9 protein-coding genes and 2 pseudogenes are annotated in these 11,372 nt (G+C 60.0%); 9 read left to right on the forward strand and 2 right to left on the reverse strand.

Annotated elements, in window-relative coordinates; genetic code table 11:
• The 5 genes from CKO31_RS23880 to CKO31_RS27750 form a co-directional block, all read left to right on the forward strand.
• Window positions 1-169, forward strand: a 169-nt coding sequence (locus CKO31_RS23880; RefSeq protein WP_274607806.1) for a helix-turn-helix domain-containing protein, incomplete at its 5' end; no start/stop codon positions are given.
• Between the two features lie 946 nt (window positions 170-1,115).
• Window positions 1,116-2,129, forward strand: coding sequence for an ABC transporter substrate-binding protein (locus CKO31_RS23885; protein WP_200242648.1), 1,014 nt, complete (start codon window positions 1,116-1,118; stop codon window positions 2,127-2,129).
• 41 nt (window positions 2,130-2,170) lie between these two features.
• A complete protein-coding gene (locus tag CKO31_RS23890) occupies window positions 2,171-3,112 on the forward strand; it encodes an ABC transporter permease subunit (protein WP_200242651.1) in 942 nt (313 codons plus the stop codon).
• Entirely contained in the window at window positions 3,106-3,876 is a 771-nt protein-coding gene (locus CKO31_RS23895; protein ID WP_200242653.1) for an ATP-binding cassette domain-containing protein, read from the forward strand. The genes CKO31_RS23890 and CKO31_RS23895 overlap by 7 nt, the downstream gene beginning before the upstream one ends.
• Before the next feature lie 58 nt (window positions 3,877-3,934).
• A complete protein-coding gene (locus tag CKO31_RS27750; protein ID WP_200242655.1) occupies window positions 3,935-4,729 on the forward strand; it encodes a class I SAM-dependent methyltransferase in 795 nt (264 codons plus the stop codon).
• Window positions 4,730-5,236: 507 nt separating this feature from the next.
• Here the strand turns inward: CKO31_RS27750 and CKO31_RS23905 are convergent.
• Window positions 5,237-6,064 (reverse strand): annotated as a pseudogene (locus CKO31_RS23905) (IS1595 family transposase); the annotation flags it as partial.
• 86 nt (window positions 6,065-6,150) lie between these two features.
• On the opposite strand from CKO31_RS23905, the gene CKO31_RS23910 reads away from it, so the two are divergent.
• From CKO31_RS23910 to CKO31_RS23920, 3 genes are all read left to right on the forward strand, one after another.
• On the forward strand, window positions 6,151-6,360 hold the full coding sequence (locus CKO31_RS23910; RefSeq protein WP_242475634.1) for a type II toxin-antitoxin system HicB family antitoxin: 210 nt from the start codon (window positions 6,151-6,153) through the stop codon (window positions 6,358-6,360).
• A gap of 277 nt (window positions 6,361-6,637) precedes the next feature.
• A complete protein-coding gene (locus tag CKO31_RS23915; RefSeq protein WP_200242659.1) occupies window positions 6,638-7,381 on the forward strand; it encodes a DUF262 domain-containing protein in 744 nt (247 codons plus the stop codon).
• 102 nt (window positions 7,382-7,483) lie between these two features.
• Window positions 7,484-9,991, forward strand: coding sequence for a DNA methyltransferase (locus CKO31_RS23920; protein ID WP_200242661.1), 2,508 nt, complete (start codon window positions 7,484-7,486; stop codon window positions 9,989-9,991).
• Between the two features lie 166 nt (window positions 9,992-10,157).
• Here the strand turns inward: CKO31_RS23920 and CKO31_RS23925 are convergent, their stop codons facing one another.
• Window positions 10,158-10,898: a hypothetical protein gene (locus CKO31_RS23925; RefSeq protein ID WP_200242663.1), complete on the reverse strand. Its 741-nt coding sequence runs from the start codon at window positions 10,896-10,898 to the stop codon at window positions 10,158-10,160.
• A 137-nt stretch (window positions 10,899-11,035) separates the two neighbouring features.
• Here CKO31_RS23925 and CKO31_RS23930 point away from each other — a divergent pair.
• Window positions 11,036-11,372 (forward strand): annotated as a pseudogene (locus CKO31_RS23930) (GAF domain-containing protein); the annotation flags it as partial.

The following is an 11,372-nucleotide window of genomic DNA, read 5'->3' on the forward strand; positions in this document are numbered from 1 at the left end:
CGACAACATCGACCTCGAAGACCCCGACATCGACGAGCGCGAGCGCGTCATCGCCGCCCTGGAGCAGGCCGGCTGGGTCCAGGCCAAGGCCGCGCGCCTGCTCGGCATGACCCCGCGCCAGATCGCCTATCGGATTCAGACCATGAAGATTCGGGTGAAGCAGTTCTGACTCAGAAAGGCGTGCTACCTGTGCCTGGAAACCACACGATCTGTCGCAGCCACGCTTGGACTTCTCGTCTAGCCCCGTTACACTAACATGTGTACATATTAGGAACTCCTGCGCGCCCAGGCGTACGTGCAATCGGCGCGTCGCGCTTTGCAAGCTCTGCCAAGCCGACGTTTCGGACCGCTACTGCCGCTCGGTATGATCCAGTACCCGCCTTCTGACGTTACAAACACGCCTTATCGCTTAGCATGCGCACGCTAGGCAACGGCTCAACGCCTAGGCACTACGTCAACTCTCGCGAATGAGTTCAAGAAGAATGCGTCAAGTCTTCGAGCAAAGTGTAGCCACCTAAGTTGATAGCAACACTTGACTACTATACGGTGACCAATCTACGCATGCGAGCCCGCTAGGCGTGGTGAAACGTGTTTGTGAATTATCCACCGCCAAAGACATCCCTTCGCCGCATGTACCGATATCTTGCGACATTCCTTTATTCGGTCGTCGGAGTTGTAACCACGCTGACCGCCAGCGGGGGCATCTGGTGGGCAATCGACAAAATGACCGAGCCTCAAGGCGATCTAGAAATCAGGCTTCACGAACCATTGCCTCCCCTGCAAAACAGCCCCCGAAATCAGTTGCTCATAATACTAAACGCCGGCAATCAGAAGCTCGAAGATATCCGCGTAGTAGTGACATACCCACAAGCGCCCAACCAAGCGATAGATTACTCCTGCGAAAACCTGGCCTTTTGGCCCGGATCATCACAGCTCCGCAGACAGAAGGACCTCATCCTAGACATCGCCAAATTAGTGCCCAACGAGTACATCCGCTGCGCACTCTCCATCCCTGTCGGGGAAGTCTGTCCGAGCAACGTCACGGTAAAGCACGACCATGGCGTAATCCTACCAAACGACATCATTTATATAGCACTTAAACCGATGAGGTGCCGATGATGAAAGACATACTTTTGAAACTAATTGCGCTCACGCCGCTCCTGTGGGCCACCGCCTGCACCCTACAGGATTCGAATACGGACACGCCTGAGGGTAAAAGCTTGGTGTACATCATTACCCCATCCTCTCACCCCTCTCTCGAGGCTGCGATAGACGGTTTTCGGCAAGGTGTCGCCGAATCCGGCTGGGACCAAAGCAAATTGGATATGCAATACAGCAACGCCAACGGCGAAATTTCCTCGATACCAAGACTCGTTGATCGTGCGATTCGTAGAAACGCCGATCTTCTTTTCGTTCTCTCCACACCAGCTGCCGCTGCGGCCGTCAAGAAAACCAATCCCGCCCAAATACCTTTAGTGTATGCTGCCGTAACAGACCCAGTTAAGGCCGGTATAGTCACTGAGATGCAGCATTCTGATACCTTCGCCACCGGAGTAAGTGACCGCTACCCCGTAAGAGAGCAGGTACAATTCTTTACCACTATCACCCCTTCGGCACAACAATTCGGGTTACTGTTCAACCCCGCCGAACAGAATAGTCAGATCCTCGTCAACCGCACCGAACAAGCTCTGACAGGAGCAGGTAAAGCTCCTACCAGATACGAAGCTGCCGAGGACTCCGAGGTCGCCAAGGTGGCAACCCGGGCGTTCGCTGAATGCGATGCAGTGATAATCAACGGAGACAACCTGTTCACGAACAATCTCCCAACGGTAATCAATGTCGCCGTCAGCGCGAAGAAGCCGTTATACGTTGGAGACCCCGACAGCGTTGAAAGGGGTGCCCTAGGCACAGTCGGACCCAGCTACCGCGCCATGGGGCGTCAGGCGGGCCAGAAAGCTGCAAAAGTCTTGTCGGGAGAAAGTATTAAGCAAATCCCGTCTGAGTATCCCCAATATTTTGATTACGTGCTAAACGTTGCCGCAGCAGCCAGTATGGGAGTAACTATTCCCAGGTCTGCTTGGGAGCTACGCAGCGTGTGGAAAAGTGTATCGGGGCGGGGAACCGACTGACTCCAACTTCGTAGAGCGATACCGCGCGTTAGGAGAATCTGATGGAGTGGATAACACAAGGTTTGGTCGCTGCGGCGCCGCTCTGGCCGGTGGCGATCGCCGGCGCATTCATTTTCAGGCTCGTTCACTTTCCAGATCTCGGTATTGAGGGATCATTTGTGGTGGGTGCAGGTATTGCGACCCAATGTTGCATCGCTGGACTGCCACTTCCCATCTCTCTAGCGATATCTTTCTGCGCCGGTTCACTCATGGGCGCAATCACCGCCGGACTATTCGTCTGGGGACGCGTAAATGCCATTCTCTGCGGCATCGTCACAGGCTCAGCAGGATACACGATTGCGTGGGTTGTGCTCGGCCAACAGGCGTTCCAAGGCGTTCCAGACGGATATTCCCTGCCGCCCTGGAGTATCGTTCTGTCAACTTTGGCAGCGCTAATCGCCGTGCTAAGCTTATTATCCAGTTCTTTCGGGTTACGGCTTCGATTTTCGGCTGAGCGCCCGGAACTCGTGAACCAATTCGGCCTACGAGCACCTCTGTGGGTTGGTGCCCAGGTCATCGCAGGAAACGCCATGGTGGGTGTTGGAGGCGCTTGCGTCGCGCTTAACGGTGGAACGGCGACTCTAAATCTCGGCGATGGCGTTCTATTCAAGGTTCTTACCTTCATTGTTGTCGGAGAAGCCGTCATGATTGCGGTATTCCGAGCACTGCAGCACCAAAGCTATGGCGTGCCTAGGCTTTCAAAATTCGCTTGGGCCCGACTCTTAGATGGGTTTGGTTCTGGCGTTGTCGTGCTTGCGTGCTCAATGGGTCTACTCTTATTTCACGTCTTGGAACAAATTGTGTGGGATTTATTCGGTGCAAACCAATGGTCTCGGGCACTCATGGGTCTACTGATTGGCCTCGGAGCGGTTGTGGGAGCTCTTTGGGGCAGGAGCAGCAAGGGATTGCCGGCCTGGCACTTTCACGGGTACAGCAAATGGTAAGAGCACAATCTCTTCGCTTCGAGTACAAAACGGGCAGAACTGCGGCGGGATTCTTCGAACTCGTCTGTCAAGAGTTCGAGGCGCGCGCGGGCGAGATCACCGGCATCGTCGGCAGTAACGGTAGCGGAAAGACAACGCTGGTGAAACTGCTTCTTGGGGAGCTGCAGCCTCGAACAGGGTCTATTTGGCTAGATGGTGCTGAGATAAATTGCTTTTCGAAAGACGAGCGGCATAGGTTAATTGGCTGGGTTCATATGGACTCCGCTCGTTTGTTAGTTGATGAGTTCACTGTTGAGGATCACTTCCTGCTGTCTATCGCAGCAGGCATCCATGGCTCAATCGCCTTACCATTCTTCCCAAAGTTGGCCTGGGTGCGCAGCGAAAGCTTTTCCAATATCATTGCCCAGGATCTCGTAGCTTATGATCAGATCGCAGGCCGTTATGTTGCGGAGCTGTCGTCTGGCCAGAAACAAGCGCTTGGGAATGCGCTCGGCTTCAGCAGCAGGCAAAAGCTGCTCATCGCTGATGAGGGGACGGCGACCTTGGACGCTGTGAGGTCAACGCAATTCTGTCGCTGGCTCGAAAGCGTCGTGAGCACGAACAGTTGTGCCGCAGTGCTTGTTAGTCACGACTTGCGCTTGGTCGCCGAATACTGCAGAGACCTCTACGTCGTTGATGGTGGACAGGTCTATGAGATGTCAGATTTTCGAGATCGCTCTGTTGAAGCCAAGCTAAGAGCCATTGAAAGGCGCATGGGTATGTAATGGGTGTTTTATGGGAAACACGAACCATCGACAGGCTAATCCCTATTAGATTTCCGCTGTGAACCGACCGTACTACGAAGATCTTCTCCGCGAAATCGAAAGCTTTTATGACAGGGTAGCGCCGGTATATCCGAGCCTCTTCGGAGATTACTCGAGACATCAGCGTTCGCTTGCGGAGAAAGTGGCTGCGCTGTGCGATTTGAACCGATGGCGCCGTGTCTGTGACGTGGCGTGCTTTTCCGGAACTCTCGCAGCGGAATTGTCAGCGTATCGTAAGCTCAAAGTATACGGCTCCGATCTGAATAAGCGAGCAATAAAGGCAGCACGCATGCGGAAGGCTCGCGTCCTGAGTTGGAGGGTCGGAGAGTGGTTTAACCTGTCCGGCGTGTGGCGTGGCCATGTGTTCGATGTAGTTGTATGCACCGGCAACAGTATTGTGCATCTTCCGCCCGGTCCGCGCAAAAGGGCGTTGCGTGGTATGCGTTCGATCCTAGCGAGCGATGGCGCCCTTATCATTGATACGTATACCGAGTGGGGGGCATTGGAAGAGACGACCTTGTCGCCGTGTGCTGCAAGGAACGACCATGGGGCGATAAGCTTGGTGATGGTCATCAATGAACCCGATAAGCAGGCGCTACTCCGAACTGTCTATCACTTAGATTGCCGTGCAACCGTCGACGACGATTGTTGGTCGCCATGTAATATTGTTTTTTCTGAACGCACAACGCATTACCCAACAGATCCCCGAGGGCTTGCTAGTGAATTAAGGCGTGCAGGTTTCACTACAGTAGAGAGCCTAGGCACGTGGGGGGATGAAGGGAAGTTCAGTGCTTTAGTAGCAAGGCGAGGCTAGTTGCGCTCGAAGGGGTCAGGTGTGAACGGGGGTCTTTTGAGCCGATCAGTGCAAGAGGGGGTCTTGCAATCAAGCATCCTGGGAAAGCAGGAGGCGCCGGGTCACAGACGGGGCCGGAAGGCGCCGGGTCAGAAGGCGCCGGGTCAGGTCTTGAAATCATGCACGCAATGCCTGGGGTCGCAACGCCCAACGCCCGGGGGTCTTGCGATCACGCGCGCGTGTTACCTCTGACGAGTTCCAAACTCAGGGTCACAAGGTCCAGGGTTTGCCATCGAACTTCCAAGCTGTCGACCAAGACCGGGCTGTTTTCTCGCCTGACTACTCGCACCGTCAGGCCTCATCGGCGACTCTGCCGCGATCCCCCGGTGTTGCACCCAAGAGTCGCGATGAAGCAGCAAAGGGCGGCGCGCCGGTAACCTTAGTCATGGGTCTTCACTTGGCGCCTGTTCCACGGAGCGCCGGCCCGCTGGTGCCGAGGCACATGGCGAGCAAGCGGTTGGGTATCTACTCTTCCCAGAACCGACGGTTGAAGCGATAGACGAACTCATTGATGTACTCCTGCAACCGATGTGGGCGGACCGCACCGTGGAAGGTGCCGAGCAGGAAACGCTTGAGGTTGGCGATGACGAGATGCACCCAGAGCAGCCAACCGTCGGCTTCCTCTGGCGGGGTGATCTTGGCGATGTGGGTAGCCGTCACGGTAAGCCCCGCGAGCGAGGGGAAAGCGTCGCTGTGGCGGACGCTGCCGGGTTGCAGGCGCCGCTCGGCGAAATCGATGATGTTGGGCTTTGCCAACGAGTCCAGCACCTCGATGGCAACGAAGCGGGGTTTGCCTTCCTCGGTCTTCTCGATGGCGACCAGCACCGGTGTGCGCCAGCCGCCGCGCCCGGCCTTGCCGGTCTTGTTGGCGCCGATGTAGGCATCGTCGACCTCAATCAGCGCGGTGAGGCGGTAGTGGTTGTCGCGATCGGCCATCGTCGTGCGGAGGGCTCGGAGCATGTTGTAGGCCGTGCGCCACTGCACACCGATGATCTTCGAGAGGCGCAGCGCCGAGATGCCGCCCTTGTCGGCACTGACCAGGTAGAGGGTCCAGAACCACTTCGTCAGCGGCACGCGCGAGCCATGAAACACCGTCCCCGAGGTGAGGTAGGTTTGGCGGTAGCCGCGTGCGCACTCGTAGCGATGGCGCGCTGCGTACAACCAACCTCGGTCGTGCCCGCAGTGCGGGCAGCGAAACCCCTCGGGCCAGCGCTACGCCATGATTACCTCGCGGCAGGCCTCCCCTGTGGAGAACCGCTGCTGCCAGCCGTAGAAACTCGTCGTCGCTGCTTGCATCGCCAGGTCCTCGCTTGGTGTGGGAGTCGCCCCGCAGTATCCGCCCGCCAGTGGCTCAGAAGCCGCGCCCGTGGAACAGGCAGGTAGTGAACTCCGGTAACCTGCGGTTCACGGTTTATTCAAATAGAGAAGCCGTCGCTTTGAGCAGCACCTATATTGCCACTCTCGAGCGCGATGAGGGTTACTATATCGCCTATTGTCCTGAGGTTCCCGGCGCAAATGGTCAGCGCCGCACCAAGGACGCAGCAAGAAAGAGTCTGGCAAGCGCCATCCAGCTTATCTTGTTGGACCGGTGAGACGACGCCCTAAGAGGTTTGCCGCCCGCTGCAGAAAGGGAAACGGTGACCGTGGGGCGAAGAGATGGGCCTTGATCATAACTCCGACCACTTTATGCGCCGGCCACCAACGCGCGAGACTAAGTGCCTGATTTTTGGGACTTGGCGGAAGCGAACCCACTGGCGACGCTGGGTTTTGGACGGACTTATGATGAAGGCCAAGAGATGCGCTCTTCTGCGCCACCTGCTCGCGCGACCTCGCGTAATCGGCTTTCCTACAACCAAGTGAAGAAGACGTATGACAATCGATGATGACAAGTTGCTTCCGCACGAGCGGCTCGACTTTGGCGCAAGCCATTATGAAGATCTCGGGCGTGTCCCCGACTCGGTGATCAACGAGAAATATATCAAGGGCGAAATTCGCATTGTCACGGAACAAGCCCGCTATCCTTTAAATACCATCGCCGCTATGGTAGAAGAAAAAGGGTATAGACTCTCTCCCGAGTACCAGCGACGCCATAGATGGTCTGTCCAGAAGCAATCTCGGCTGATCGAATCGTTGATAATGAACGTGCCGGTGCCGCCAATCTTCCTTTATGAGTACGAGTATTCAAAATACGAGGTCATGGATGGGCTGCAGCGACTCACAGCCCTGCATGACTTTTACCGGGATAGAATTTGCCTGGAAGGCTTGGAGCAATGGCCAGAGCTTAACGGGCGAACCTATAGCGCGCTACCGGAGAAAGTCCGTGAGGGTATAGATCGACGATATTTATCGTCGGTTATCCTTTTAAAGGAGACCGCGAAGAGTGAAGAGGAGGCACTTCGCCTTAAACAACTGGTTTTCGAGAGAATCAATAGTGGCGGCGTGAAGTTGGAGCCGCAGGAGACGCGCAATGCCATATTGGATGGTCCGATGAACCAGAAATGCGTGGAACTGTCCCGCGACGGCGCTTTATGTAGGCTTTGGGGACATGACAGGGGTCAGGTCTCAGGACATGACAGGGGTCAGGTCTCACATGTAACGCCTCGCGTTTTGTAGCCCCGACGTCTTGACTTGTGCGGATGTCTCGGAGGACAGCATCTCAAGTCCATCGGCATGCAGACTGTTGACCAAAGCGTCAACACACCCTAGCCTTCCGGCATGGACATCGCCGCTTTCCTCCGATCCCGCCGCGAGCAGCTTGGGCTCTCGCTGCGCGGCGTCGCCGCGCGATGCAGCGTCGATGCGGCGCACCTCTCCCGCGTCGAGTCGGGCGCGGCGCCGCCGTCCGATGCGTTGCTGCCGAAGCTCGCCGGGGCGCTCTCGGTGCCGGTGAATGAGCTGATGCTGCTCGCCGGCCGGGTGCCTGAGCGGCTACAGGCGCTGGTGGCGCGGGAGCCGCATCGGGTGGCGTCGGCACTGTCGGAGCTGGCCGACATGCTGGTGGCGGAGGAGCAGGAGAGCTACGGCGCACCGGTGGTGCGCGGGCGGACCGACCGGGCCATCGAGGACGGCTTTCCGTTCGAGGTGCTGAGCGACATCGCGGAGGTCGAGAGCTGGCGCAAGGAGGTCTGGCGGCCCGTCTATCACACGCACAAGTGGTGGGCGCAACGGCTCGGCAGCGTGTTTCGCGCAGTGGTGCTCGGCTGTGCGGTGCCGCGGGGCAGCGCGGTGATGGACTTGTACCAGAGCGCCGTGAAGCTGCCGGCGCCGGTGATCTTCGACCCCTTCATGGGCAGCGGCACGACGGTGGGCGAGGCGCACAAGCTCGGCTGCACCGTGGTCGGCCGGGACATCAACCCGGTCGCTTGGCGGGCGGTGCGCACCGCGCTTCAGCCCCTGGACAAGCAGCGGCTGCTTGCGCACTTTACGGAGCTGGAGGCGTCCGTTGCGCCGCAGATCAAGGCGCTCTACCGCAGCCGAGACGGCGCCGGCAACCCCTGCGACGTGCTGTACTGGTTTTGGGTCAAGCAGCTTGACTGCCCAGGCTGCGGCCAGCCGACCGATCTGTTCTCATCGCGCATCTTCGCCAAGCACGCCTACGTCAAGAAGTATCCCCGGGTGCACAGCTGCTGCCCCGAGTGCGGCGCTGTGCATGGGGCCCTCTACACCAATGCCACCGCCACCTGTCCTGCCTGCAAGACGACCTACGATCATCATGCAGGCACCGTGAAGGGGGCGAATGCCAGCTGCGCGCAATGCGGGTCCAGCTTTCCCATCGCCAAGACGGCCCGTGCGCAGGGCGAGCCGCCGCGTCACCGCTTGTACGCGAAGCTGGTGCTGCGCTCGGACGGCGATAAGGAATACCTCGCCGCCACCGGCGAGGACATGGCGACCTACGCAGCGGCCACACAGGCACTTGCGCAGCGCGCACCGCCGATCCCGCGCGTCGAGATCACACCCGGCTACAACACCCGACAGGTATTGAGCTACGGCTACAGCCGCTGGGACCAGTTCTTCAATGATCGGCAACTGCTCGCGGTCGGCCTGCTCGCCGGCGGCATCAGTCACCTGCCCGCCGGCCCCGAGCGCGAGGCGCTGTTCGTGCTCTTGTCCGGCGTCTTGGAGTTCAACAACCTGTTCGCCAGCTACAAGGGTGAAGGGACCGGCGCCGTGCGGCACATGTTCGCCCACCATGTGCTGAAGCCCGAGCGCACGCCCATCGAGGCCAACCTGTGGGGCACCCCCAAGTCCTCCGGCTCATTCCTGAACCTGTTTCAGTCCCGGCTCCTGCGCGCCGTGGACTACAAGGCGGCACCCTATGAGATCGTGCTCGATCCGGCCGGCGGGCGCCAGCCCGGCAAGAAGGCGGGCCTGAAGCTCTACGGCAAGAGCCGGCCCATGGGCGCGCCGGTACTCGACGCCTGGCCCGAGGGCGGGCTGCCGCCGGGGGCCATCTACCTCGCCTGCGGCGACTCCGCCGCGACCGACCTGCCGGACCGCTGCGTCGATGCCGTCATCACGGACCCGCCCTTCTACGACAACGTGCATTACTCCGAGCTGGCGGATTTCTTCCATGTCTGGCAATCGCTCTGGTTGGACGCCGACGGCACACAGCCCGCCGCGACCACCCGCAATGCGAAGGAGGTTCAGGACACGGATTCCGGCCGATTCTCCGATAAGCTGACGGGCGTCTTCGCCGAATGCCACCGGGTGCTGAAGGACGACGGGCTGTTGGTGTTCTCGTACCATCATTCCCGCGAGGACGGCTGGATCTCCGTTGCCGCGGCCGTGCTGGGCGCCGGCTTCAAGCTGGTGCAGGCGCAGCCCGTCAAGGCGGAGATGTCCGTGGCAACCCCCAAGCTCGCGGCCAAGTCGCCGATCGATCTGGACGTGCTGATGGTCTGCCGCAAGGCGGCCGACGACCGCCGCCCACTGCTCCCGCCGGTGGATGCACTGGAGGCGGCCGAATCCGCAGCCGGCGACAAGGTCGCGCGCTTCAACCACACCGGACGCCGGCTGTCCTTGAACGACGTGCGGATCATCGTGTTCAGCCAAGCCCTCGTCGAGCTCTGCGCGGGCCGTAAGACCGCCGATGTACTGCCTGCCTTCGAGCCCGCGCTGACGGACTGCACCGCGATTTCGCAGCGGCTGTTCGAGGCGCAGGATGCGCGGCAGGCCGCCCCGGCAGCGGCGCAGTCGAGGCCCGTGCAGGCATCGCTCTTTTGAGGTGCTTGATCAGGGCACCGATCATCCGCCGGCCCCCAACGTAGCCAGGGCTTCCAGCCCTGATCCACTCAAACCAAAATGGCCTGACGACGCAGCCGGCCCGGCTGTGTGGCCGCAGCCGCGACCCAGCTCAGTTCGAGTGTCTTGTCACGCAGGCACGCGCTTTCTACCTGCCCTCGAACACATCGAACCGGCATACCTGCCCCGCATCGGGCCGCTCCGCGCGCTTGGCGGTAGCCCCGGTGCTGCCGTCCAGGTGGATTTCGTAACTCTTCAGCGCCTCATCAACAATCTTCCGGTCGATTGTCCCGACCTGCGCGAGGCGCGTATCCGCCACCGCCCAAGCCGCTGGCACGATCAGCCGGCAGCGTCCCAACCCGCTCGGATCAATCGTGTAGGGCTGCGGGAAGCGGTACATCTTGCGGTCCCGGATGAAGCCGTCACCGTAGGAGCCGAAGCCATCGATGCCCTCGTTGATGTGCGCGGCGGCGACGGCATGATCGGAATTGATCAGATCGGCGTGGGCGATGCTCAGGGAATGAACCGGCCGCGGGTCGCCGCGCGAGCCGGTGTAGAGAAAGAACACCAAGAACACGTCGCATCCGTCCTTGCGTCCGGAAGGAATCGTGCTGTTCGAGTCGTAGTCCCGCCGCGCCGGCCGGCCGTTGCTAAACGCGAGCGACTTGATCTCAAAGCCCTCGACCCGCGCGCTTCCGTCGTCCCCGACCCAGAAGTCCGGGTAGCTGTTACGGCCTTGGGCCGCGAACGGCAGCCCCAGTGCGGATACCCGATCCGCAAACCAGTCCTGCGGAAAATACTCCTTGTCGTTCGCGCTTCGCGGGATCATGGGTGTACCGGCGGCAACAGCCTGTTGCGCCGCAACGAAAATCTCGATGCTGTGCGTCATTGCCCGAGGCGAGGAATCATTCTGTAGGAATCCAGTTAGGGCCGAGCAATGTAATCCGCGGCAACGAAGGCATCAATGCTGGTTCTCGGCTACGGCGTCCAGATGGCGCACTGGAGCTGCGCGAGACCCTGCGCCACGTGCTGCGCACCCTGCACGAGCGCGGCCGGCTCTGCCGCGGCATGGCGAGCCTGCTGGACGCCGACAGCGGCGACCTGCTGGTGGCCGCCCTGCACGACGAGGAGGCCGCCCCCTTCGAGAAGATCCGCTACCGCCCCGGCGAGGGGGTCATCGGCCAGGTGCTGGAGACCAACCGGCGCTGGATCCTGCCCCGGGTCAGCGACAAGCCCCGGTTCCTGGATCGCCTCGGGCTGTTCGACCCGGACCTGCCCTTCATCGGCGTGCCCATCCGCATCGGCGAGGACGACGTGGTCGGCGTCTTCGCGCTGCAGCCGCCGGCCAACGACGCGCTGATGC

It is taken from the genome of Thiohalocapsa halophila (assembly GCF_016583825.1).
Classification (GTDB): Bacteria; Pseudomonadota; Gammaproteobacteria; order Chromatiales; family Chromatiaceae; genus Thiohalocapsa; species Thiohalocapsa halophila.

Coding starts and splice junctions, on each gene's coding strand:
- CKO31_RS23885 (WP_200242648.1), top strand. CDS start 1,116: ATGATGAAAGACATACTTTTGAAACTAATTGCGCTCACGCCGCTCCTG.
- CKO31_RS23890 (WP_200242651.1), top strand. CDS start 2,171: ATGGAGTGGATAACACAAGGTTTGGTCGCTGCGGCGCCGCTCTGGCCG.
- CKO31_RS23895 (WP_200242653.1), top strand. CDS start 3,106: ATGGTAAGAGCACAATCTCTTCGCTTCGAGTACAAAACGGGCAGAACT.
- CKO31_RS23915 (WP_200242659.1), top strand. CDS start 6,638: ATGACAATCGATGATGACAAGTTGCTTCCGCACGAGCGGCTCGACTTT.
- CKO31_RS23920 (WP_200242661.1), top strand. CDS start 7,484: ATGGACATCGCCGCTTTCCTCCGATCCCGCCGCGAGCAGCTTGGGCTC.
- CKO31_RS23925 (WP_200242663.1), bottom strand. CDS start 10,898: ATGACGCACAGCATCGAGATTTTCGTTGCGGCGCAACAGGCTGTTGCC.